Raw genomic sequence first — 21,713 nt, 5'->3', positions numbered from 1 at the left:
AAAGGGGAGGAGCCGGACGCCCTCGCGGGGAGTCCGGCGGTCCACTGATCCCCTGCCGGGTCGAGGGCCTCACTTCTCGGCTGCGAGCAGAGCGGCGACGAGGGTTTTGAAGGCGGCGACGTTCTGCGGGGACTTGATGCCCAGCCGCTGCGCGGCGAGCTGCACGGTCAATGGGCGGTTCTGCTGGTCCGCCCTGCCCTCGAGCACTCCGGCCGCCCTGAGCAGTTCCTTCTGCGGCACGTCCAGGGCTGTCGCCAAGGGCTGGAGCAGGTCGGTCGGCACCTCGTACTTCCCCGCGAGGATCTTGGTGATGTCGGCTTCCGGCATTCCCGCCGACTCGGCGAGTCCGGCCTTGCCGTCGCCTGACGAGGATCTGACGGCGTACCCGGCCTTCTCAGCCGCGTCGCGCACGTAGTCGGCGAACTTTTTGGCAGTTTTGGCAGCGGAAGTCCGCTGGTCCGCCATGCGTTGCTCCTTCCCTTCCAAGGAAGCGCAGGATGCCATCCCCTGCTCCGTTCCGGTAGGGCGCGAAGTGTTCCGGTCGGGGGCACGGCGGGCGGACGAGCCCTGGAACGCCGACGGCGCCCTCACCCGATGGGTGGGGGCGCCGGTTCCGGCAAGTCTTCCTTGGTGGGCGATACTGGGTTCGAACCAGTGACCTCTTCGGTGTGAACGAAGCGCTCTCCCACTGAGCTAATCGCCCGGGAACGGACTGAACAATACAGGTCCGGGGGCGCTGTCTTCAAACCGCTTCCAGACGGGCGGCCAGTCCTCGTCGCCCGGCGCGCATCATCAGCGTGTGGTTGAGGTGGAAGGCGGGACGGGCCGGCACGGCGAGCCGTCGCAGCAGCGGCCTGCGGACGTCCACCTCCTGCTCGTAGCGGGCGAGGCTGCCGCCGGGCCCGAGCCGGGTGACGGTCCAGCGGGCCCAGCCGTCGATGTCCCCGGACAGGCCCACCTCCAGGATGCCGGCGTCCGGGTCGCGCCGCCCTTCGCTCAGGGTCGCGCTGAGGTCGAAGGGCAGCAGCGAGCGGATGCGTACGATCCCGCTGGTGTCGTCGAGCCGGGTGACGTCCCGTACCTGGGGCCACCACAGGGGGTAGTCCTCGATCCGCTCCAGGACGCGGTAGACCACCGGGGCGGGCGCGGACAGGGTCCACAGACTGCGGAAGCGGTAATGGTTCCAGTCCATGGACGCAGTGTTCCCGTCCGCGCCCGTGATGTGCCTACGGCATCCGGTCCCCCAGCAGCGACAGCAGCTCGATGGCGGCGAGGCCGTAGAGCGCGGTGTCGTTGGTGGACACCCAGGTGGCCTCACTGCCGGCGACCAGGGCCGTCGGGCCGCTCACCTTCTCGGTCTTCCAGGGCGCCGACTCCTTGTAGCCGTCGGAGTCGTAGAACTTCGCCCACGCCCGTTCGGCCAGCTTCTCGTCGCCGGTCTGCACGGCGGCGTAGGCGTCGAGGCGGGAGTGGCCCTGGAAGAGGATCAGGCTGCCGAAGTTGGAGCCGTAGCGCGCGGCCTGTTCCGTCTTGCTCGCGTTGAAGTAGCGGCAGTAGTCGTAGTACGCCTCGTTGAACTTCGGCATGTCGACGAGGTCGATGAGTTCGGCGCACAGTTCGTTGAGGCCGAAGACCGCCGACAGGTGGGAGACGCCCACCACGGGCGTGTCCGCGATCGCGAACTTCCCGGTGTCGAGGTCGTACAGGCCGGTGCCCTGGACGAAGCCGTTGGGCTGGGCGGCGATGGTCTCCATGGTGGAGAGCACGCGGGCCTTGGCCTTCTCCCACTTCGGGCCCTTGCGTTCCCACTCGGTGAGCCAGGCGGAGACCAGTCCGCTCCAGTCGGTGCCGAAGCCGATCGACAGGGCGTTGCGGTCCGGCGTGTACGGCTCGGTGCGGATCTTGCGGATGGGGTCGAGGACGAGGAAGGTCTCGTCGGAGTCGACGTTGGCGTGCATGAGGTCGCCGACGCGTTCGTCGGCGGTGAGGAAGTAGTAGTAGCGGCGGTAGGTGGTGTTGGCGATGCGCTGCTGCTTGGCGCTGTCGGCGAAGTGCTGGACGCCGTGCCGGGTGCCGAGGCCGGCCCACTCGCCGATGTGGTAGACGTCGACCTCGCCGGTGTGGCGGGTCATCGCCTCGGCGAAGCGGAAGATGTCGGCGCGGCCGGAGCGCAGATACGCGTACCAGAGCCACAGGTCGGGCGAGAGCTCGGAGTTGTCCCAGGCGTAACCGCCGACGTCGTACCGCCACTGGTGCCGCACGGTGTCGTAGGTGTGCATGATGTCGCCGTAGTCCCAGAAGCCGTACCAGCGGCGCTGCTCCACCTGGTCCTTGTAGTAGGTGAAGAGGAAGTCGAGGTGGTCCTCGATCCTGGCCTTGGCCGGGGTGGAGCGGTCCGGTTCGGAGTACAGGCCGGGACCGAAGACCTTGGCGTCGATGAGCTGCCGGGGCGGGGCGGCGAGCTGCGGGAGGACACGGACCGCCTCGACCTGTTCGGCGAGCTTCTCGGCGCTCGGGGTGGACTCGTTGGCCCAGAAGAGGAGTTCGGAGGTACGGGCGATGCCGTACGGGGTGCCGAACCCGGGCTCGTAGTCCTCGTAGGTGATGTTGAGGCCCTCGAGCTGTTCGGGGAAGGTGTCCTGGCCCATGCCGTCGTGGTAGAAGCGCAGGTCCATGGGCTGGGCCTCGGGCGACCACAGCCAGAGGGTGACCTCGGCCTCGTCGGTCTGGGCGTCGCGGATGTCGAGCTGGGCGGGGTGCTTCTCCCAGAAGTCGCGCAGGCCGAAGGAGAGGCCGCCGGTGACGCCGCCGACGTAGCCGAAACCGGAGGCGCGCCGGCCGCCACCGGCGCCGATCCAGCCGTAGCCCTTCTTGGTGCGCTTGCGCAGGGTGAAGCCGTCGGCGGAGAGCTGGGAGAGGGTGTAGTCGCCCCACTCGGGGATGTACTGCAGGCGGGTGGTGACCCGCTGGTCCCAGGTGGAGGGGTCGGGGAGCTTCTCGCCGGCGAACTGGGCCGCCTGGACGGCGGCTCCCGGGTCGCGGCGCAGTCCGGTGATGCCCTTGACGGCCTCACGGAGCAGGCCGGTGCCCTCGCCGCCGAGGCGGATGTGGCGGTCGTAGGACTCGTCGCGCAGGGGGACGGTGAAGCGGACGCCGAGGCCCCGGATGAAGTCGCCGCTCGCCTTGCCGGGCTCCTGCTTTCCGTCGTAGGTGATGGTGTGCACCATGCGGAAGGAGTCGGCGCCGGCGTAGAAGTAGAGGCGGATGGAGAAGGGCAGCAGGTCGCGGTGGCCCTTGCGGTGCCTGCCGTCGACGCGGACGACCGCGCGGACGGGGCCCTCCTGTTCGACGGTGACGTCGGAGATGACGCCGTCGAAGCGTTCGGTCTTGACGGTGGTCTGGTCGCCGTCCTCGTACTCGGGCTGGCGCAGCAGGACGAGGCGGCCGTCGCGGGCGATCTCGGTGGAGCCGCGACGGACCGACTTGACGAGGGTGGCGCCGGACTTGCCGATCCTGGCGGTGATGACGCCGGTCGAGATGTCGATGGTGCCGCCGCGCCTGTCGACGGTGACCTTCTTCTCGGGCGCCGCGGGCGCCCCGGCGGTCAGGGTCAGCTTGCCGGAGCCCGAACTCACCGCGTGCGCGGTCCACTTGAGGGAGCCGTCGGGCCAGTAGGCGAGCGGCCAGGACTGGACGGGGACGGACTTTCCGTCGGCGTCGGTCAGCGCGAAGTCCTGGTCCTCCTGGTGGGTGCCCCTGGGCCAGGGCACGCCGACGGTGGAGCCGGGGGCCGCGCCGAGGCCGCCGTCCTCCAGCCAGTCGAGGGTCACCGGGTCCGCGTCGGCGGCTTCCGCGCGGGGCGCGGCGGCGGCGTTCCGCGTTCCCAGGGCCCAGCTGAACTGGGCGGCGGCTCCGGCAACGGCGGCCGCCTTGAGCAGGGATCTGCGGGGGATGGGGGACATGGCCTTTCCTTTCCGTCGGTAGGAGGTGCCGTCCGGATCCTGCCGGGGTCGCGGGGTCCGGCACGCGCATCTGCGGCGCCGTCGCCTGAAGCCGGCCCGATCCGAACGACACCCCCTACATGCAAGGTGATGTCAAGGGCATGACAGACAGAGGCGCGGCGCCGAAGCACCGGCCCCGAAAAGAGGCACCGCCCGTCAGCGGTGCCGGTACCGCTCCTCCACGGCGACGGCCGCCGCCGCGACGGCCCCCAGGACGGGGACCGCCAGCGGCGGGACGAACCCTGCGGACAGGGCCACGACGGCCAGTCCGCAGACGACCAGGAAGGACCCGGCGGGATCGAGCACGGTCCGCCGCCCGGCGTCCGCGAGCAACGCCCGCCAGGTCGCGCCGGGCGCCCAGACGGCGGTCGCCCGCAGCAGGGCCACGGCGGCCCCGATCAGCACGAGGACGCCGACGGCCCCGACGAGCGGCCCACCGGGAAGCCCGGCCCGTGCGGCCAGGACGTCCAGCCGGACCGCGCCGGCCACCACCCACCCGGCGAGTCCGACGGCCCATCCGCCACGCACGGCCGTACGGAAGTCCGCGACGAACTCCCGCAGGCCACTGCTCCGGTGGGTGGTACGACGCCGCAGATGCCGCGCGCCGGCGGCGAAGGCCGCGGGGTAGGTGACGATTCCGAGGCAGGCCACGGCGATCCACACGCCGGTGAGCAGGCACTCGGCGAAGACCGCGAACCGCTCGCCGAACACGGACTCCCTGCGCGGGGCGCGGGCCTTCACGCGTGCTTGCGCCATGGTGACCGCCTCAGCCCTTCAGTCCGGAGGTCGCCATGCCGTCGATGAGATAGCGCTGGAAGGCCATGAAGAAGGCGACGACCGGCACCAGCGCCACCAGCGACATCGCGATCATGCTGCCGTAGTTCGAGATGCCCTCCTGGTCGCGGAACATCATCAGGCCGAGCGAGACGGTGTACTTCTCGGGGGTGTTGAGGTAGATCAACGGCCCCATGAAGTCGTTCCAGGCGTTGATGAAGGTGAAGATCGCGCTGGTGATGATCGCGGGCCGGCTCAGCGGCAGCACGATCGACCAGTAGGTGCGCAGATGCCCGCAGCCGTCGAGCTTGGCGGCCTCGTCCAGTTCCCTGGGCAGTCCGCGCATGAACTGCACCATCAGGAACACGAAGAAGGCTTCCGTGGCCAGGAACTTGCCCGCGACGAGCGGCACCAGGGTGTCGGTGAGCTCCAGGTTGCGGAAGAGCACGTACTGCGGGATGAGCAGCACGTGGTACGGCAGCAGCAGCGTGCCGATCATCAGCGTGAAGAGCAGGTTCCGCCCGGCGAACCGGATCTTGGCGAAGGCGTACGCGGTCAGCGAGCTGGACAGCACGACACCGACCACGGCGAGGCCGGCGTACATCAGCGAGTTCCAGAAGAAGCTGCCGATGGAGATGCCGGAGATGCCGTCGGCGAGCCCGGAGAAGTTCGCCCAGACCGGCTCGGTGGGCAGCAGGTCGAGGCTGGCGATGATGTCCTTGCTCGGCTTGAACGAGGCGCCGACCACCCAGATCACGGGATAGAGGACGACCGCGAGGACGACGAGCGCGCCCACGTGCCAGGCGATCGAGCCGAAGCGCCGTCGCTCGTTCGCGGCGGGCAGGGCGGGGCTGGTGGCACTGGTCACTTGGCGGCCTCCTCGTAGTGCACCCACTTCTTCTGCGACCAGAACAGGACCGCCGTCACGAGCGCCACCGCGATCACCAGCGTCCAGGCCATCGCGGAGGCGAAGCCCATCTGGGCCTCCTTGAAGCCCTTCTGGTAGAGGTAACAGGTGTAGACGAGCGTGGCGTCGGCGGGCCCGCACCGGGTGTCGGAGACGACGTAGGCGGAGCCGAACACCTGGAACGCGTGGATGGACTCCAGCAGCACGTTGAAGAACAGCACCGGGGAGATCATCGGCAGTGTGACGTTCCAGAACCTGCGCAGCGGGCCGGCACCGTCCATCTCGGCGGCCTCGTACAGTTCCTGCGGGACCTGCTTGAGGCCGGCCAGGAAGATGACCATGGGGGCGCCGAACTGCCAGATGCTCAGGGCCACCAGGGCGTAGATGACGTAGTCCGGGTTGCCGATCCAGCCGCCCACGTCCAGACCGAAGACCTTCTGCGTGCGGTCCACGATCGCGTCGTCCGAGAACAGCGCCCGCCACACGAAGCCGACGGAGACGCTGGCACCGACGAGCGAGGGCATGTAGAACGCGGCCCGGTACAGGCCCTGTCCGCGCCGCTTCTGCGCGAGCAGCAGCGCGACGCCGAGCGCCAGCAGCAGCTTCAGGGGGGTCGCCACGACGACGTACTTGAGCGTGACCTCGACCGACTTCTGCCAGCGCGGGTCCTGGAACATCGTCGTGAAGTTGTCCAGTCCCACCCATTGGGGCGGCGTGAACAGGTTGTAGCTGGTGAACGCGTAGTACAGCGACGCGATCATCGGCCCCGCCGTGAGCAGCAGGAACCCCGCGATCCACGGCGACATGAAGAGATAGCCGGCGAGATTCTCGCGGCGCCGCCCGCGCCGCCCGGCCGCGGGAGCGGCGGGCCGCTTCCCGGCCGGGCGCGCGGGCGCTTCCTTGACGAGCGTCATGGTGGTACGTCCCCTCAGCCGGCGAACGCGGCCTTGGCCTCGCTGAACAGTGCCTTGGCGGCGTCGGACGGCTTGGTCTTGCCCTGGGCGACCTCGCCGCCGATGCGCAGGAACGCCGCCTCGATGACGTCGGCGCCGGACGGGTGCGGGGTGATCTTGCCGAGGACGCCGGCCGCGGCGACCTCTTCCTCGTACGCCTTGACACCCTTGTTGTTGTCGTCGGTGGGCGCGAACGCGTCGTACTGCTCGGTGGTGGCGAGGATGCCGCGGTCGTAGCCCATGATCTTGCCGACCTCGGGGTCGTGGACCATGAAGTCGATGAACTGGGCCGCCTCCTTGGGGTGCTTGGTCCCGGAGAAGGCGCTCAGCATCAGCGAACCGAGGTACTGGCCGGTGGCCTTGCCGTCCGTGGTGGGGATCGGCGCGAGCCCGTAGTCCGACTCGCCCTCGCCCTCGTAGCGGATGGAGAAGTTGTCCCAGGTGAACTCGGACGCCGCGAGGCCCGCCGAGAGCGCCGACTTGGGCTTGGCCTGCTCGACCTTCTTCGGGTCGGCGACGAGCCCGGACTTCACGCGCTTGTAGCCGTCCTCCCACCACTGCGTCAGGTCGTCCTCGGTGAAACCGAGATCGGTGTCCGTGAAGAAGGCCTTGCCGTTCTGACGCAGGTAGAGGTCGTAGAGGTACATGATGCTGAAGTAGCCGGTGTCACCGGCGATCTTCACCTTGTCCTGGATGGTCTGCAGCGCGTCGAAGTACTCGTCCCAGGTCCAGCCGAACTTCGCCTCCACCCCGGCCTTCTCGAAGGCCTTGAGGTCGATGACGAGCGACATGGTGTTGGCGCCGACGGGGATGGCGATCTGCTTGCCGTCGACCTGACCGTTCGCCAGAATGCCGTTGCGGAAGCTGTCCAGGCTCAGATTCCCGGCGTCCGCCTGCGACTTGAGATCCAGCAGAACACCGCGCTTGTCGTACTTGCGCAGGAAGCCGACCGCATTCTGGAAAACGTCCGGCGGATTCCCGCCGGAGGCCTGGGTCTGGAACTTCTCCCAGAACGCCTCGTAGTCGGTGAATTCAGGCTTGATCTTGATCTTCGGGAACTTCTTCTCGAAGAGCGCGATCGTCTTCCTGATGGCGATGGTGCGCGGCTCACCACCCCACCACGCATAACGGAGCGTCACCGTCCCGTCTCCCGAGCCGCTGCCGCCACCGCAGGCGGTGGCCGTCGCACCGATCCCCGCGACGGCCAGCGAGGCCCCCGCCGCTTTGAGGATCGTCCGCCTCTCCACATTCCCGCCCTGCTGCATGTGAGCCTCCCCGCGACGTTCTCGTCCGCCTCATGAATCGTTTCAAGTAAGCGCTTGCTGGCACAAGTTACGGAGGGCCTACGGGCGCGTCAATGATTCGGACAGGAATTCATGGGCGCCGCGCTCCGGCACCGGCGGCGGCTGCCTCATCCGCGGAACCATGTCCGGCCGTAAACGCCCAGGTAAACGCCCCGTGGCCGACCGACCGAACACCACGGGGCCGACCGGAACGGGCATGGCGGAAGGTCACGGTTGGGTGAAGACGACCGGAAGCGGAACGCCTCGGACACACAGGAAGGGTCCTCGCCCGGCGGCGCCCCGGCGCGCACGCGCAATGCCGCCCGCACACGACAAGGCGGCCCGGCTCACGAGTGGTGAGCCGGGCCGCCTGATGATCCGGTGGGCGATACTGGGTTCGAACCAGTGACCTCTTCGGTGTGAACGAAGCGCTCTCCCACTGAGCTAATCGCCCGGACGCAGGAAGAACATTACCCCATGTCAGGGGGTGCCCGTGACCGGCGGGGGCCCGGTCGCCCGGCCCCCGCCGCGGATCACTGGTCCTTGATCTTCCAGGGCATCTCGAGGCCGAACTTCCACAGGTAGATCCCGGCCAGCACGGCGATGACCACCAGGCCGATCGAGGTCAGGATGATGTTCCGGCGCCGCACCCTGGGGTCCAGGGCACGCTGTGCCGCCTCGGTGACCTTGCGCTTGGTCCAGCGCAGCACCAGCTGGGCCCAGACGAACTCGGTCGCCCAGATCGCCATGCCGCCGAAGATCACGACCCAGCCCGGTCCGGGCAGCGGCAGCATGATGATGCCGGCCACCACGACCGCGAGGCCGACTATGAAGACGCCGACCTGCCAGCTCAGGTGCAGTGCGCGGCGCGCCTTGACGAATTCCGGCGCCCTCGAGCCGAGCCCCCGCTCGGCCTGGCTCTCGCTGTTGTCCACCGTCGCCCCTCGGGCCGCCACGGCAGCCTCGCCAGGCTTGCTACTCCCCGTGTTCATACAGCCAAACACTACCGGAGTCGAACACATCACCGGAATGGACGCAGGCCGCGAACGATCTCTCGGCCGGAAGAGTTACGTAAACGCACGCAAAACACCCAGAGGGGTTTACAACGGCACCGTAGGTGGCATGTCGATTTGGCCGACGTGCGAATCCCCGAGCGCACACTGAGCGAAAGGCCCTGGCGCTTATGAACACCACGGTCAGCTGCGAGCTGCACCTGCGCCTCGTTGTGTCGAGCGAGTCCTCCCTGCCTGTCCCCGCAGGCCTGCGGTACGACACGGCCGACCCCTACGCCGTGCACGCCACCTTCCACACCGGAGCCGAGGAAACCGTCGAGTGGGTGTTCGCCCGTGACCTCCTCGCCGAGGGGCTTCACCGCCCCACGGGCACCGGCGACGTCCGCGTCTGGCCGTCGCGCAGTCACGGTCAGGGCGTCGTCTGCATCGCCCTGAGCTCGCCGGAGGGGGAAGCCCTGCTCGAGGCCCCGGCACGGGCCCTGGAGTCCTTCCTGAAGCGCACCGACGCCGCCGTGCCGCCCGGCACGGAACACCGGCACTTCGACCTCGATCAGGAGCTCTCGCACATCCTGGCGGAAAGCTAGGCGAGGCCCACGAAGCCGCCCGGCGCCGTCGACTCGGGGAGACGGCTCGGGCCCGGACAGCCGCATACGGGCAGCCGCATACGGCTCACGCACAACGGCGCCGGCACCGCGGGGTTCCGCGGGCGGCGCCGTTGTGCTGCGCGCACGCCGAGCCGGTGTCGGCCGAACGGGTGATCGGGAGCGACGACCGGTGTTCGCGCATCGCATTCGAAGCCGTGTGCGGAGCGGGGAGGTACGGGGCGGGGCGGAGCCACTACCATCAGCCAGCATCGGCGGGCGCCCGCCCGACCCCCAGGCCAGGGAGCGAACTGTGCTGATCACCCACGACACCCGGTGCGCACTCGACACCGTGGTGGATCTGGTGAACTCCGCGCCGGAGGACGACACGACACCGGAGGGACTGCCGGATGTCGCGGCTCTCGAGGAGTTCGTGCGGCAGCACGAGGTCAGCGAGGTCGGAGTGCTCACGGAGTTCGACCTGGCCGCGGTGCGCAGGATCCGCGGCCGGTTCGCGGCGGTCTTCGCCGCTCCGGACGCCCGCGCGGCCGCCACGCTGATCAACGAGCTGATCGCGGCCGCGGGCACCACCCCCCGGCTCACCGACCACGACGGCTACGACTGGCACGTCCACTACTTCGCACCCGGCGCCTCCGTGGCCGACCACCTGGCCGCCGACTGCGGGATGGCGTTGGCGTTCTTCGTGGTCGCCGGGGAGCAGGAGCGGCTGCGGCGCTGTGAGGCCCCGGACTGCCGGCACGCCTTCGTCGATCTCTCCCGCAACCGCTCGCGCCGCTACTGCGACAGCCGCACCTGCGGCAACCGTCTGCACGTGGCCGCCTACCGGGCGCGGCGCAAGGAGGCGGCGGGCTGACCGCCCGGAGCCGTCCGGCGGCGCAGCCGTTCGATGCCGTGCCGACGCGGTCCCGACGGGTGACGCCGGGTACCGCGGGTACGGCTCACAGCCACAGCAGGTCGTGCAGGGCAGCCGTGAGCAGCAGACACCCGATCACCGCCAGGAAGATCATCAGCGGTGGCTGGGAAAGGGCGAAGAGGCATCCACGCGGCTCGTCCTGCTGCGGCGCGGCATCGCTCTGTGTCGTGTCCAGCATCTCGCGGCGATCATGACGCATCGGGAGCGCCCGACGCGATCAACACTCACGGAGTGAGTGCGAGTTCGCCGATTCCGCAATCTACGGTTCGGGTTGTGATCGCTTCCGGGCGCTCCAGGACGCCCTGTGACGTTTCCGCCGGTCGCGCGCATTCACCCGCGGTGCGCCACCGTCATATGCCGCGCTTCTTGAGGATGGCCTCGATGTCGCTGAAGTCGTCCTCGCCCCGGGAGGCGGGAGCGGGACGGGCCGCCGGGCGGGCCCCCTGGCCCAGGGAGGGCGCGGAGGCTCCGGGGGCCACCGCCTCGGGTCGCGCCGCGGCCCGTGCGGCCCTGCGCTCCTTGCGGGTGCCTCCGCGCCGGCGCTCCACGGTACGGGTGGTCGCGAACAGCACCCAGGACAGGCCGAGCACTCCGAAGCCGGCCCATGCCGTGGGGCTGAAGGCGGTGTCGGCCAGCCAGTCGACGACGCCGGTCATCACCAGGCCGAGGGGCACGAGCGAGTAGGCGGCGACGCGGGCGGCCGCGAGGAAGCGTTTGCGGTAGGCCGTGACCGCTGCGATGCCCAGGCCTGCCGCGGAGACGGCGGAGCAGACGGTCTCGGCAATCATCCGGTCCTCCATGCAGGTGCGATCGCTGTGGCGCTTCGTCCCTTCCATCCTGCACCTGCGGACCCCCGCCGGGCCATGCTCCGGCCGGACATCAGGGACATCTCCGGGTCGAGACTCCTCCGCAGGTGCCGGTGGGCACCCCGCTCCGGCCCTCGACGCGGGACTCGTCCTCGAACGCCGGGCGGGCCGGAAGGCGGGCCCGGGCCTCAAGCCCTGGCCCGCTCCGGAACGTCCTGCGTCCGATTGGGTGGTCGGCGGCCCTGCTGGGAGACTGTGACCATGAGTGACTCCTCCCCCGCCCGTCCCGCCGCCCCCGTCCTCGACGTCTGGTGCGAGCTGCAGTGTCCGGACTGCCGAAGCGCCCTCGACGACCTCCGTGCCCTGCGGGCCCGCTACGGCGACCGCCTGGAGCTGCGGCTGCGGCACTTCCCGCTGGAGAAGCACAAGCACGCCTTCGCCGCCGCCCAGGCCACCGAGGAGGCGCTGGAGCAGGGGCGGGGATGGCCGTACGTCGAGGCCGTGCTGGGACGGGTCGAGGAACTGGACCGCCGGGGAGAGGCCTTCCTCGTCGAGGTCGCCCGGGAACTCGGTCTGGACGCCGAGGAGTTCGACACCGCGCTGATCGACGGGCGGCACATCCTGATCGTGGACGCGGACCAGGCCGAGGGCAAGGCGATCGGGGTGACGGGAACCCCCACGTACGTCATCGGCGGGGAGCGCCTCGACGGCGGCAAGAGCCAGGAGGGGCTGCGCGAGCGCGTCGAGGAGATCGCGGACCGGCTGCTGGCCGGGCAGGAGGGCTGACCCCGGGGCCCAGGAGACCCGCCCACCGTCAAAGGAGCGGCTTGTACATCGAGTACCGCGTCGTGCCGTAGCCCAATGAGTCGTAGAGCCGCTCGGCCGGGGTGTTCCCGGCGAACACGTTGAGGCCTATGACCCGGTTGCCCGCGGCGACCGACTGGGCCTCGGCGAGCAGCATGAGCGCACGTCCGTGCCCCCGGCCGCGGTGGGCGGCGGCGGCCTCGACGTCGAAGACGTAGGCCCGCTCCCCGCGCACCGACAGCCACAGGGTGCCCACGGGCGTGCCCTCGTGCTCGAGGACGCTGAAGAGCATGCCCTCGGTGGCGTGGCCGTCGGGCAGCAGCGCGGCGTGGTCGTTCGCCGCCTTGGCCCGTGCCTCGGCCTCCGGCACCCCGCGCCGGATCCAGTCCCCCGCGTAGTCCTCCTGGCCCTTGGCCCGCCAGGGCCCGAACTCGCCCTCCGTCATGGGCCGGGCCACACTGCCTCCTGGAAGCGCGGGCGGGGTCTCCCCGAGGGCCTTCTCCATGGTCCGGTTGCGCACGAGGTAGCCGAGCGCCGTGGCGAGCCCCAGGGCGTCCCGGGGGTCGGCGGGGACCGTCACCTCGATACGGCGGCACCCCCAGCCGCGCGCCACCTCCTCCGCGGCGAGCGCGGCCACCGTGCCCCGGCCGCGCCGCCGGTCCGGCTCCTCGATGCGCAGGCTCGTGATCCGGGCCACGGCATCGCCGAAGACGGGATGCGTGCCGAGATGGATCGCCCCGACGGGACGGCTGTTCACGCACACCTGATAACGGCGCGAACGCGTGCCGTCGGGGTTCTGCTGAAGCGGCTCGGCCGGCCGCAGGGTGGTGGTCATCGAGGGTGTTCTACCCGCCCGCCCGTCACCCACCACCACCCTCGACCGAGGGCCCTGCGGACCCGTCCCTTCTGTCCGCGCACCGGAACAGCCGAATTTCGGGTCCGTCACGGATCGAGGTCGGCCCCGGAGCGCTCGTCGAAGATCCCCATGGCCTTGGCGGTCACCGGGCCGGGGGCGCCGGGCAGTCCGCGGTCGTCGACGCGGTGCACCGCCTGTACGTCGCGCAGGGTGGAGGTGAGGAAGACCTCCTCGGCCCGCTCCAGGGCGTCCAGCGGCAGGTCGGTCTCCCTGGCGCCGGTCCACTCGACGGCGAGGGCGCGGGTGATGCCGGCGAGACAGCCGGAGGCGAGCGGCGGGGTGTGGAGCTCGCCGTCGAGGACGACGAAGACGTTCGACCCGGTGCCCTCGCAGAGCTGTCCGACGGTGTTGCCGAACAGCGCCTCGGAGGCACCCCGCTCGCGGGCGCGGGCGAGGGCGACGACGTTCTCGGCGTACGAGGTGGTCTTCAGTCCGGTGAGCGCGCCGCGTTCGTTGCGGGTCCAGGGGACGGTGATGACGGCGGTGGAGTCGGGGCGGCGGGTGGTCTCACCGAGGGCGACCACGAGGGTCGGGCCGTGCTCGCCGCGGTCGGAGCCGAGCGGGCCGTGACCGCCGGTGTAGGTGAGGCGCAGCCGGCCGAGCGGCATCGGGTTGGCCTCGAGGACGGCGGCGCAGGCGCGGCGGACCTCGTCGAGGTCGGGGTCGGGCAGCCCGAGCCCGCGGGCCGACCGGGTCAGCCGGTCGAGATGCCGGGTGAGCGCGAACGGACGGCCGTCCACGGCCTTCACCGTCTCGAAGATGCCGTCGCCCACGGTCAGTCCGTGGTCGAAGACGGAGACGCGGGCGGACTCCATGTCCTGCAGCCCGCCGTCGAGCCAGATCTTCACGTCCAGGTCCCTTCACTCACCTCGTACGTTCCCGACGCTATCGCGAGCAGCCGGGAGGCCTTCAGTTCGGTCTCCCGCCACTCCCCCTCGGGGTCGGAGCCCCAGGTGATCCCGGCGCCGGTGCCGAACCGCAGGACGGCGTCGCCGCCCGTGGTCCGGTCGATCCAGAAGGTGCGGATGCCCACCGCGAGCACGCCGGTGCCGCGGTCGGCGTCGACCCAGCCGATGCCGCCGCAGTACGGACCGCGGGGCGCCGTCTCCAGCGCGCCGATGATCCGCAGCGCGCTGGACTTGGGCGCGCCGGTGACGGAGCCGGGCGGGAAGGCGGCACCCAGCAGCTCGGGCCATCCCGCGCCGTCCCGCAGCTCGCCGCGCACGGTCGACACGAGGTGGACGAGACCCGGGTGCTTCTCGACGGCGCACAGATCGGGCACGGTCACCGTGCCGGTGTCGCAGACCTTTCCGATGTCGTTGCGGACCAGGTCGACGATCATCACGTTCTCGGCGTAGTCCTTCTCCAGCAGGTCGGCCTCGGTGCGCCCGGTGCCCTTGATCGGCCCGGACACCACGGCCCCGCCCTCCCGCCGCAGGAACAGCTCGGGCGACGCGGTCGCGATCTCCACCCCGTGGCCGGGCAGGCGAATCGTTCCGGCATACGGGGCCGGGTTGCCCCGGGCCAACAGGGCGGTGAGGGCGTCCACGTCGGCGCCGGACGGCACGGGCGCGGACAGGACGCGGCAGAGGTTCGCCTGGTAGACCTCGCCGGCGGCTATGTGGTCGCGGATCCGGCGTACGGCCGTCGTGTACGCGCCATGGTCGAGCGAGGACGTCCAGTCACCGGCCGCCGGCCCCCGCCAGGCCCCCGGCACGGGGGCGGGAACCGGCTGCTCCCGGACTTCCCGGAAGCGGGCGCAGGTCAGGCGGCCCTCGAAGTCGGCGGCGACGGCCCAGAACCCCGTGGAGTCCAGGGCGGCGGGGTCGTCGGTGACGTCGAGGAGTCCGGTGGCGACGCGGTCGCCGAAACGGACGAGAGGGGGCAGGTCCAGCACGTGACGAGTCTATGGCGGGCGCGGTTCCGGTGACCTGGGCACGTCCGTGAGCAGGCGCAGCGCAGCACGCTGCACAAACGGGTTTTTGTACTGGCCCCGGAATCCGCTAGAGTTCAGTTCGTCGCCGGGACGCGCAAGCCGACCGAAACGACAGGCGGACGTAGCTCAGTTGGTAGAGCGCAACCTTGCCAAGGTTGAGGTCGCGAGTTCGAGCCTCGTCGTCCGCTCGTAGGAAGAGGGGGCTTCCCGGTCCCCTGCACTCCTGGTGGAGTGGCCGAGAGGCGAGGCAACGGCCTGCAAAGCCGTCTACACGGGTTCAAATCCCGTCTCCACCTCCAAGGACGATTAGCTCAGCGGGAGAGCGCTTCCCTGACACGGAAGAGGTCACTGGTTCAATCCCAGTATCGTCCACTGGATCTTCGGATCCCGGATCTCCGGATCCCCGCGCGATTAGCTCAGCGGGAGAGCGCTTCCCTGACACGGAAGAGGTCACTGGTTCAATCCCAGTATCGCGCACGCAGTGCCCATGATCCACTCCGCGGAGTGATCACGGTCCCGAGGACGATTAGCTCAGCGGGAGAGCGCTTCCCTGACACGGAAGAGGTCACTGGTTCAATCCCAGTATCGTCCACACCACCCGAAGCCCCCGGTCCTCCGACCGGGGGCTTCGTCGTGATCTCCGTCAGCTGGAGAAGAGCATGCGCCCGAAGCTCTTTTGGCGGTGGTGACCGTGGTGGCCACCGTGCGGGGCGCCCCAGGCGGGGGCCGGCGCGGCCGGGTACGCCTGCGGGGCGGGCGGGACCGGCGGCGCGGGCTGCGACCACTGGGACTCCAGCCGGGTCAGCGACTCCAGCTCGCCGTAGTCGAGGAAGATGCCTCGGCACCCGCTGCACTGCTCGATCTGGACACCGTTGCGGTTGTAGGTGTGCATCGGGGCACGGCACTTCGGACACTGCATGATCGGTTCAACTCCTCGCCGGTCGTTCCTGCTTCGCGTATCGCCAGGACAGACTCTGTCCGGCTGCGGGTCGGTTGCACCCTACTTCGCGAAACTTCGGCTCAACTCGACGGGGCGGCGGGGCGGACGGAGCCCATGCGCGCGCAGGCGTCGACCAGTGACTGTTCCACCTCGTCCAGGGGCCGGTCGGCCGCGACGGCCTTGGTGACGGCACGGGCGGCGGTCTGGGCCGTGAGGGCGCGGGCCGGGACGTCCAGCGCGGCCCAGGGGTCGCCGTCGGACGGTACGGCCGGGCCGCCGGCCGTGCGGTAGGCGCTCAGGAAGCGGTGCCACTCGTCGGGGGTGAGCAGCCCGCAGGCGTACCAGGCCGCCGGGCGGGCCAGGTCCCACGCCGGTACGCCCGTGCCGAGGTCGTCGACGTCGATGAGCAGCCAGGGGCCGTTGTGTGCGGGGTGGCGTATGAGCTGGCCCAGGTGGAGGTCGCCGTGGCAGAGGGTGGTGGTGTCCGGCATGGGGGCCTCGCCGCGGGCCCAGGGCGGAAGGGTGGCCCAGGCGTGCAGTACGGGGGCGGTGGCGGGGTGGTGGGGGGCGGTGGCGGGGAGGCGGGCGATGGCGTGGGCGGCCTTGGCGGGGCCACGCATGGGGGGTACGGCGGTGGGGGCGGGGGTCCGGTGGAGGCGGGCGAGGAGGGTGGCCGCGGCTTCCCAGGGGGCGGCGTCCGGGTCGTCGGGGTCCACGGGAGTGCCGTACGGCCAATGGGTGACGAGGCGTCCGTGCAGTTCGGCGGGTGCCGGGGCGAGTGGGGGGAGGAGGATGCCGGGGAGCCGGGTGGCCACGGTGAGACGGAGGGCCAGCTCGGTGGGGTCGGAGTCGGGGGCGTGCGCCTTGGCGACGGTGCCGGCGTGCCGTACGACGGTGGCGTCTTCGCGGGCGGCGAGGGTGGCGGTGGTGCAGCGGCAGGTGTGGGGGCTTGCATGGGCCGTTGCCGTGACGTGGGCCGTCAGGGCGGGGAGGAGGTCCGTGGTCACGGGGTGAGGGTACGGGGCCGTTGCCGGGGCGGGGTGCTCCGCGTGGATGCGGGCCGGGGGTGGGCTGCGCAACCCGGCGCTTGCGGAGTGCCGTCGCGCCCACCCGTGCCGCCCCAGCGGCACGACTGCCCGCGGGAGCGGAGACGCGCGGGAGCGGAGACGCGCGGGAGCGGCTGCACGCGGGAGCGGCTGCACGCGGTGGCCGGCGTGTCCGCGCCCCGCGTTCCCGGCGAAGTCGTGCGGGCAAAGCAATGCCGGCGCAGCTCCCCAGCTGCGCCGGCATTTTGCCGTCCGCCGCACCCCCGTCCCCACGGGGTTTCATGGGTGGATGTCCCCGCCCGGACCGCTCTTCCGGGCCTGGGGTCGCTGTTCAGCGCCCCAGCATCTCGCCCACGGACGACGCCTGTGTGGCCACCGTCTCCCACCCGTCGAAGACGAGGAGGAGCAGGACCGCCAGGGGAAGGGCCATCAACGTCGCCACCAGCGGATGGCGGCGTCCCTCGCCGCGTTCCCGCGTGCGGATCAGTGTCCGCGGTGCTGTGTACGCCATGGTCCCTCTCCTGGCCGTTTCTGTTGTTGTTGACAGCGGCGGGCGTCTGACCTCGGGGGACGAGTGCTGCACCCGCCGCTTGACCTCAAATCTAGGCGTCAGCCCCTCCCCCGACGTCATGCCCTCGTACCGATTGCCGGGCCTCCCGGAGGATGAGCCCCTCCCCGCGGTGTACTCCCCTGGGTGGAGACGGGGTCCTACGCCTCAGGGACATCCCCGAGGGGCCGCCCGCTCTGCCCCGCTTTCTCCGAGCCGTCCTCCCGCGGCACCGGCTGCTCCACCAGCGCGAGCACCCGATTCGCCATGAACCGCGCCGTCCGCACCACGGCCCCGGTGCGGGTGACTTCGCTCACTTCCACCACCCCCCGACGCACCGCCGTCTCCACCCGACGCCCCGCCCTGCTCGCCACCACCTCGTACGTACGCGTCGTGTCCCCCGCATCCACGACGATCTCCACACGGTCACCCTTCATGCGATCAATCCCCCTTCGCCGTCGGGTGGTTGGGATCACCAGCCGCGCGAACCAGGCTTGCCCGCGCGCTCCCTGACCACCCTTCAAGTTTCCCACCCACCACTGACAATCCACCGCTCCGAGAGGGCGCGGCCTCTGCGCACGGGCGGCCGTGGAAACGTAAGCTGTGGCACGTCATAGGACCGGGCAGCGGGGATGAACATGGCGATGATGCGCCTGAGGCGCGAGGACCCGCGCGTCGTCGGCTCTTTCAGGCTCCACCGACGGCTCGGCGCGGGTGGGATGGGCGTGGTCTACCTGGGCTCCGACAAGAAGGGGCAGCGGGTCGCGCTGAAGGTCATCCGGCCCGACCTGGCCGAGGACCAGGAGTTCCGCTCACGGTTCGCGCGCGAGGTCTCGGCGGCCCGCCGCATCCGCGGCGGCTGCACGGCCCGGCTGGTGGCCGCGGACCTCGACGCGGACCGTCCCTGGTTCGCCACGCAGTACGTGCCGGGGCCCTCGCTGCACGACAAGGTCGCCGACGAGGGGGCGCTCGGCGCGGCCGACGTCGCCGCCGTCGGCGCGGCCCTCTCCGAAGGGCTGGTCGCCGTGCACGAGGCCGGTGTGGTGCACCGGGACCTCAAGCCGTCCAACATCCTGCTGTCCCCGAAGGGGCCGCGGATCATCGACTTCGGCATCGCGTGGGCGACCGGCGCGTCGACGCTCACACACGTCGGCACGGCGGTCGGCTCGCCCGGTTTCCTCGCCCCGGAGCAGGTGCGCGGCGCGGCCGTCACCCCGGCCACGGACGTGTTCTCGCTGGGCGCCACGCTCGCGTACGCGTCGATGGGCGACTCGCCCTTCGGGCACGGCAGTTCCGAGGTGATGCTGTACCGCGTGGTGCACGAGGAGGCCCAGCTGCACGGCGTCCCGGACGCCCTGGCCCCCCTCGTCCGCGCGTGCCTGGCGAAGGACCCCGGGGAGCGGCCCAGCACGCTCCAGCTGTCGCTGCGGCTCAAGGAGATCGCCGCGCGGGAGGCCCAGGGCCTCGCCGACGTGCGTCCGCCGGCCCCGCGCGGCGCCGAGACGGAGCGGCCCACCGGACGTCTCGCGGACACCTACCCGGAGCGGCCGCAGCGCCGGCAGGGCGGTCAGGGGACCCCGCCACCGCGCGGACGCGGCCCCGCGCCCAGGAACAGCGGTTCGTCTTCCGGGCGGAACAACCGGAGCGTTCCCCCCTCGCGGGGCGGCGGCTCCCCGCGCGACAGCTCCCCGCGCGCAGGCACGCCGTCCCGCTCCGGACCGCGCCCCACGCCGGCGTCCCGGAACACCACGCGGTCCGGCACCGGTGCCCGTCGTCCGGCGCCCCGGACGACCGGGACCGGCCTGCGGCCGGCCAATCCGCGACTGCTCAGGCAGCGGCTGTTCGTGTTCGTCGTCGTGACGCTGGTCGTCGCGCTGGGGATCGCACTGGTGCAGGGCTGCCAGGGCCCCGGGTGAGGCCCCGGCAGCAGTGAGCACGTCCGAACCGCGACGTCCGGGCCGCTACTCCTGCGGACGCCCCGTGGCCACCGCGTAGAAGGCGACCGCCGCGGCGGCTCCCACGTTGAGGGAGTCGACGCCGTGCGCCATCGGGATGCGGACCCGTTCGTCGGCGGCGGCCAGGGCCCGACCGGACAGACCGGCCCCTTCCGCGCCCAGCATCAGGGCCACCCGGTCCATACGGTGCGGTGCCACCTCGTCCAGGGGCCGGGCCTTCTCGTCGGGAGTGAGGGCGAGCAGCCCGAACCCGGCCTCGCGCACCGACTCCAGTCCCTTCGGCCAGGTGTCCAGACGGGCGTACGGCACGGAGAAGACCGCGCCCATGGAGACCTTGACGCTGCGGCGGTAGAGGGGGTCGGCGCAGTCCGGGGAGAGCAGGACTGCGTCCATTCCGAGGGCCGCCGCGGAGCGGAAGATCGCGCCGATGTTGGTGTGGTCGTTGACCGACTCCATGATGACGACCCGGTGGGCGGTCCGGAGCACGTCGGCCGCCGTGGGCAGCGGTGTGCGCTGCATGGAGGCGAGCGCGCCGCGGTGCACGTGGTAGCCGGTGACCTGTTCGGCGAGCACGGGGTCGACGACGTACACCGGCGCGGTGGCCCGGTCGATGACGTCGCGCATGGCGTCGACCCACTTCGCGGACAGCAGCATCGACCGCATCGCGTAGCCCGCTTCCCCGGCCCGTCTGATGACCTTCTCGCCCTCGGCGATGAACAGGCCCTCGGCGGGTTCACGGCGGCGGCGCAGTTCCACGTCGGTCAGGCCGGTGTAGTCGTGCAGCCGCGGGTCACCGGGGTCGTCGACGGTGATGATCTCGGCCATGTCACGCCGTCCCGCGCGGGCCCACGGCGACGACCTCGCCGATGACGATGACGGCCGGCGGCCTGACCTCCTGGGCGACGACCGTCTCGGCGACCGTGGCGAGGGTGGCGTCGACCCGGCGCTGGGCGGCCGTGGTGCCCTCCTGGACGAGGGCGACCGGGGTGTCGGGGGACTTGCCGTTCGCCACCAGGGTCTCGGCGATCCGGCCGATCTTGTCGACGCCCATGAGGACGACGAGGGTGCCGGTCAGCTTCGCCAGGGACGGCCAGTCGACCAGGGAGCGCTCGTCGTCGGGGGCGACATGCCCGCTGACCACGGTGAACTCGTGCGCCACACCGCGGTGGGTGACGGGGATGCCGGCCGCGCCCGGGACCGAGATGGAGCTGGAGATGCCGGGGACGACGGTGCAGGGGATGCCGGCTTCGGCGAGCGCCTGGAGTTCCTCCATGCCCCGGCCGAAGACGTACGGGTCGCCGCCCTTGAGCCGGACCACCGACTTTCCCTGCTCGGCGTGCTCGATCAGCGCGTTGTTGATGGCCTCCTGGGCCATGAAACGGCCGTAGGGGATCTTCGCCGCGTCGATCACCTCGACGTGCGGCGGGAGTTCGGCGAGCAGGTCGCGCGGGCCGAGCCGGTCGGCGATGACGACGTCGGCCTCGGCGAGCAGGCGGCGACCGCGCACGGTGATCAGGTCCGGGTCGCCGGGGCCGCCGCCGACGAGGGCGACGCCCGGGGTGCGGGTGCGGTGGTGGGGGGCGACGAGGGTGCCGTCGCGCAGACCCTCGACCACGGCGTCGCGGATGGCGGCGGTGTGGCGGGGGTCCCGGCCGCGCGCCCGCGTGGTGAGCACGGCCACCGTGACGCCCTCGCTGGAGCCCGTGGCCGGGGTCCACGCCGTCGCCGCGTCGGCGTCGTCCGAGCGGACGCACCACACGCGGTTCGCTTCCGCCTCGGCGGAGGCACGGGTGTTCGCCTCGGTGTCGCTGGTGGCGATCAGGGCGTACCAGGCGGTCGCGAGGTCGCCTTCGGCGTAGCCGCGCCGGTGCCAGGTGATCTCGCCGGCGTCCGCCATGGCCTCCACGGAGGGGGTGGCCCCGGGGGACACGAGGTGGATGTCGGCGCCGGCGGCGATCAGGGCGGGGAGGCGGCGCTGGGCGACCTGGCCGCCGCCGAGGACGACGACCCGGCGGCCGGTGAGGCGGAGGCCTACGGGGTAGGCGGGGTGTTCGGCCATCAGGTGAGGCTCCTCGGGCAGGCGGTGGGTCAGCGGGCACGCTGCTGCGTCGGAGCGGGCCTGAGGTGGGGATTTTATGCGCGCGTCCGGTGGGGCCGGGGCGGGTGGGGTGATTTCCCCGGCCCGCTCCTTCCCGAGACCGGGGGCGCTGCCCCCGGTCCCCGCACGTGCGGGTGAGTGGACGGCTGTGCCCACCCGTTCCGCCTGGGGGTACCACCCAGACCCTTGAGGTACTGGGGGAGGAACGACTGCCCACAG

The 21,713-nt window shown here is 71.3% G+C and carries 23 protein-coding genes and 7 tRNA genes; 9 read left to right on the top strand and 21 right to left on the bottom strand.

The window, feature by feature from the left end; genetic code table 11:
* Nucleotides 1-69: 69 nt before the first annotated feature.
* The 10 genes from ACH4VX_RS22160 to ACH4VX_RS22115 all read right to left on the bottom strand — a co-directional run bounded on the left by ACH4VX_RS22160 (nucleotide 70) and on the right by ACH4VX_RS22115 (nucleotide 8,910).
* The gene (locus ACH4VX_RS22160) at nucleotides 70-465 is read right to left on the bottom strand and encodes a hypothetical protein (protein WP_398369362.1); all 396 of its coding nucleotides are present in this window, start codon (nucleotides 463-465) and stop codon (nucleotides 70-72) included.
* 163 nt (nucleotides 466-628) lie between these two features.
* A tRNA-Val gene (locus tag ACH4VX_RS22155) sits at nucleotides 629-703 on the bottom strand.
* A gap of 39 nt (nucleotides 704-742) precedes the next feature.
* Nucleotides 743-1,192 (bottom strand): SRPBCC family protein, encoded by a 450-nt coding sequence (locus ACH4VX_RS22150; protein ID WP_398369360.1) that lies wholly within the window; start codon nucleotides 1,190-1,192, stop codon nucleotides 743-745.
* A gap of 34 nt (nucleotides 1,193-1,226) precedes the next feature.
* Nucleotides 1,227-3,962 (bottom strand): Tat pathway signal sequence domain protein, encoded by a 2,736-nt coding sequence (locus tag ACH4VX_RS22145; RefSeq protein ID WP_398369358.1) that lies wholly within the window; start codon nucleotides 3,960-3,962, stop codon nucleotides 1,227-1,229.
* Between the two features lie 195 nt (nucleotides 3,963-4,157).
* On the bottom strand, nucleotides 4,158-4,757 hold the full coding sequence (locus tag ACH4VX_RS22140) for a hypothetical protein (RefSeq protein ID WP_398369357.1): 600 nt from the start codon (nucleotides 4,755-4,757) through the stop codon (nucleotides 4,158-4,160).
* 10 nt (nucleotides 4,758-4,767) lie between these two features.
* Nucleotides 4,768-5,643 (bottom strand): carbohydrate ABC transporter permease, encoded by an 876-nt coding sequence (locus tag ACH4VX_RS22135; RefSeq protein WP_398369355.1) that lies wholly within the window; start codon nucleotides 5,641-5,643, stop codon nucleotides 4,768-4,770.
* Nucleotides 5,640-6,596, bottom strand: a complete 957-nt coding sequence (locus ACH4VX_RS22130; RefSeq protein ID WP_398369354.1) for a carbohydrate ABC transporter permease — start codon at nucleotides 6,594-6,596, stop codon at nucleotides 5,640-5,642. Before ACH4VX_RS22130 ends, ACH4VX_RS22135 begins: the two co-directional genes overlap by 4 nt.
* A 14-nt stretch (nucleotides 6,597-6,610) precedes the next feature.
* Nucleotides 6,611-7,900 carry an extracellular solute-binding protein gene (locus ACH4VX_RS22125; RefSeq protein WP_398369352.1) on the bottom strand — a complete coding sequence of 430 codons (1,290 nt, stop codon included), beginning with the start codon at nucleotides 7,898-7,900 and terminating at the stop codon, nucleotides 6,611-6,613.
* Nucleotides 7,901-8,300: 400 nt separating this feature from the next.
* Nucleotides 8,301-8,372 (bottom strand) — tRNA-Val (locus ACH4VX_RS22120).
* 79 nt (nucleotides 8,373-8,451) lie between these two features.
* Nucleotides 8,452-8,910, bottom strand: a complete 459-nt coding sequence (locus ACH4VX_RS22115; protein ID WP_398369351.1) for a TIGR02611 family protein — start codon at nucleotides 8,908-8,910, stop codon at nucleotides 8,452-8,454.
* Nucleotides 8,911-9,101: 191 nt separating this feature from the next.
* Here ACH4VX_RS22115 and ACH4VX_RS22110 point away from each other — a divergent pair, with 191 nt between their 5' ends.
* Entirely contained in the window at nucleotides 9,102-9,515 is a 414-nt protein-coding gene (locus tag ACH4VX_RS22110; protein WP_004002642.1) for an SsgA family sporulation/cell division regulator, read from the top strand.
* 310 nt (nucleotides 9,516-9,825) lie between these two features.
* Entirely contained in the window at nucleotides 9,826-10,386 is a 561-nt protein-coding gene (locus tag ACH4VX_RS22105; protein ID WP_398369349.1) for a CGNR zinc finger domain-containing protein, read from the top strand.
* Nucleotides 10,387-10,471: 85 nt separating this feature from the next.
* Here the strand turns inward: ACH4VX_RS22105 and ACH4VX_RS22100 are convergent, their stop codons facing one another.
* Both ACH4VX_RS22100 and ACH4VX_RS22095 read right to left on the bottom strand, forming a co-directional pair.
* The gene (locus tag ACH4VX_RS22100; RefSeq protein WP_019523797.1) at nucleotides 10,472-10,624 is read right to left on the bottom strand and encodes a hypothetical protein; all 153 of its coding nucleotides are present in this window, start codon (nucleotides 10,622-10,624) and stop codon (nucleotides 10,472-10,474) included.
* Between the two features lie 172 nt (nucleotides 10,625-10,796).
* Complete coding sequence (locus tag ACH4VX_RS22095; protein ID WP_398369348.1) at nucleotides 10,797-11,234, bottom strand: hypothetical protein; 438 nt, start codon at nucleotides 11,232-11,234, stop codon at nucleotides 10,797-10,799.
* A 279-nt stretch (nucleotides 11,235-11,513) separates the two neighbouring features.
* Between ACH4VX_RS22095 and ACH4VX_RS22090 the strand changes: the two genes are divergently transcribed.
* Nucleotides 11,514-12,038, top strand: a complete 525-nt coding sequence (locus ACH4VX_RS22090; RefSeq protein ID WP_398369347.1) for a DsbA family protein — start codon at nucleotides 11,514-11,516, stop codon at nucleotides 12,036-12,038.
* A gap of 28 nt (nucleotides 12,039-12,066) precedes the next feature.
* Here the strand turns inward: ACH4VX_RS22090 and ACH4VX_RS22085 are convergent, their stop codons facing one another.
* From ACH4VX_RS22085 to ACH4VX_RS22075, 3 genes are all read right to left on the bottom strand, one after another.
* A complete protein-coding gene (locus ACH4VX_RS22085) occupies nucleotides 12,067-12,891 on the bottom strand; it encodes a GNAT family N-acetyltransferase (protein WP_398369345.1) in 825 nt (274 codons plus the stop codon).
* Between the two features lie 107 nt (nucleotides 12,892-12,998).
* Nucleotides 12,999-13,820: an aminotransferase class IV gene (locus tag ACH4VX_RS22080; protein ID WP_398369343.1), complete on the bottom strand. Its 822-nt coding sequence runs from the start codon at nucleotides 13,818-13,820 to the stop codon at nucleotides 12,999-13,001.
* Nucleotides 13,817-14,869: a chorismate-binding protein gene (locus tag ACH4VX_RS22075; RefSeq protein ID WP_398369341.1), complete on the bottom strand. Its 1,053-nt coding sequence runs from the start codon at nucleotides 14,867-14,869 to the stop codon at nucleotides 13,817-13,819. Before ACH4VX_RS22075 ends, ACH4VX_RS22080 begins: the two co-directional genes overlap by 4 nt.
* 154 nt (nucleotides 14,870-15,023) lie before the next feature.
* On the opposite strand from ACH4VX_RS22075, the gene ACH4VX_RS22070 reads away from it, so the two are divergent.
* The 5 genes from ACH4VX_RS22070 to ACH4VX_RS22050 all read left to right on the top strand — a co-directional run bounded on the left by ACH4VX_RS22070 (nucleotide 15,024) and on the right by ACH4VX_RS22050 (nucleotide 15,500).
* Nucleotides 15,024-15,096 (top strand) — tRNA-Gly (locus ACH4VX_RS22070).
* A gap of 37 nt (nucleotides 15,097-15,133) precedes the next feature.
* Nucleotides 15,134-15,207 (top strand) — tRNA-Cys (locus ACH4VX_RS22065).
* A gap of 1 nt (nucleotide 15,208) precedes the next feature.
* A tRNA-Val gene (locus tag ACH4VX_RS22060) sits at nucleotides 15,209-15,280 on the top strand.
* Nucleotides 15,281-15,313: 33 nt separating this feature from the next.
* Nucleotides 15,314-15,385 (top strand) — tRNA-Val (locus ACH4VX_RS22055).
* A 43-nt stretch (nucleotides 15,386-15,428) separates the two neighbouring features.
* Nucleotides 15,429-15,500 (top strand) — tRNA-Val (locus ACH4VX_RS22050).
* Nucleotides 15,501-15,551: 51 nt separating this feature from the next.
* Here ACH4VX_RS22050 and ACH4VX_RS22045 read toward each other — a convergent pair.
* From ACH4VX_RS22045 to ACH4VX_RS22030, 4 genes are all read right to left on the bottom strand, one after another.
* Nucleotides 15,552-15,827: a zf-TFIIB domain-containing protein gene (locus ACH4VX_RS22045; protein WP_398369340.1), complete on the bottom strand. Its 276-nt coding sequence runs from the start codon at nucleotides 15,825-15,827 to the stop codon at nucleotides 15,552-15,554.
* 101 nt (nucleotides 15,828-15,928) lie between these two features.
* Complete coding sequence (locus ACH4VX_RS22040) at nucleotides 15,929-16,855, bottom strand: phosphotransferase family protein (protein ID WP_398369338.1); 927 nt, start codon at nucleotides 16,853-16,855, stop codon at nucleotides 15,929-15,931.
* 370 nt (nucleotides 16,856-17,225) lie between these two features.
* Nucleotides 17,226-17,405 carry a hypothetical protein gene (locus tag ACH4VX_RS22035; RefSeq protein WP_030867596.1) on the bottom strand — a complete coding sequence of 60 codons (180 nt, stop codon included), beginning with the start codon at nucleotides 17,403-17,405 and terminating at the stop codon, nucleotides 17,226-17,228.
* A 197-nt stretch (nucleotides 17,406-17,602) separates the two neighbouring features.
* A complete protein-coding gene (locus ACH4VX_RS22030) occupies nucleotides 17,603-17,878 on the bottom strand; it encodes a hypothetical protein (RefSeq protein WP_398369337.1) in 276 nt (91 codons plus the stop codon).
* 195 nt (nucleotides 17,879-18,073) lie between these two features.
* On the opposite strand from ACH4VX_RS22030, the gene ACH4VX_RS22025 reads away from it, so the two are divergent.
* Nucleotides 18,074-19,357: a serine/threonine-protein kinase gene (locus ACH4VX_RS22025; protein ID WP_398369335.1), complete on the top strand. Its 1,284-nt coding sequence runs from the start codon at nucleotides 18,074-18,076 to the stop codon at nucleotides 19,355-19,357.
* Between the two features lie 45 nt (nucleotides 19,358-19,402).
* On the opposite strand, the gene ACH4VX_RS22020 is transcribed toward ACH4VX_RS22025, so the two are convergent.
* Together ACH4VX_RS22020 and cobA are read right to left on the bottom strand one after the other, a co-directional pair.
* Complete coding sequence (locus tag ACH4VX_RS22020; RefSeq protein ID WP_398369333.1) at nucleotides 19,403-20,221, bottom strand: TrmH family RNA methyltransferase; 819 nt, start codon at nucleotides 20,219-20,221, stop codon at nucleotides 19,403-19,405.
* Nucleotide 20,222: 1 nt separating this feature from the next.
* On the bottom strand, nucleotides 20,223-21,455 hold the full coding sequence (cobA, locus tag ACH4VX_RS22015) for a uroporphyrinogen-III C-methyltransferase (RefSeq protein WP_398369331.1): 1,233 nt from the start codon (nucleotides 21,453-21,455) through the stop codon (nucleotides 20,223-20,225).
* Nucleotides 21,456-21,713: the final 258 nt, after the last annotated feature.

The sequence above is a fragment of the Streptomyces sp. NPDC020731 genome (assembly GCF_044334705.1).
Classification (GTDB): Bacteria; Actinomycetota; Actinomycetes; order Streptomycetales; family Streptomycetaceae; genus Streptomyces.
Note: the sequence above shows the minus strand (reverse complement) of the source record. Positions and strands in the feature narration are given on the sequence as shown.